Here is a 356-nt window from a genome sequence, read left to right as displayed (position 1 = left end):
CCTTCCTCCCCGCTGAAAGTACTTTACAACCCGAAGGCCTTCTTCATACACGCGGCATGGCTGCATCAGGCTTGCGCCCATTGTGCAATATTCCCCACTGCTGCCTCCCGTAGGAGTCTGGACCGTGTCTCAGTTCCAGTGTGGCTGGTCATCCTCTCAGACCAGCTAGGGATCGTCGCCTAGGTGAGCCGTTACCCCACCTACTAGCTAATCCCATCTGGGCACATCTGATGGCATGAGGCCCGAAGGTCCCCCACTTTGGTCCGAAGACGTTATGCGGTATTAGCTACCGTTTCCAGTAGTTATCCCCCTCCATCAGGCAGTTTCCCAGACATTACTCACCCGTCCGCCGCTCG

The 356-nt window shown here is 56.7% G+C and carries 1 rRNA gene; it reads right to left on the bottom strand.

Features of this window, described 5'->3' with window-relative positions:
• Positions 1-356 (bottom strand): 16S ribosomal RNA (locus GM30_RS00030); the annotation flags it as partial.

This window comes from Trabulsiella odontotermitis (assembly GCF_001188485.1).
Taxonomy (GTDB): Bacteria; Pseudomonadota; Gammaproteobacteria; order Enterobacterales; family Enterobacteriaceae; genus Trabulsiella; species Trabulsiella odontotermitis_A.
Note: the sequence above shows the minus strand (reverse complement) of the source record. Positions and strands in the feature narration are given on the sequence as shown.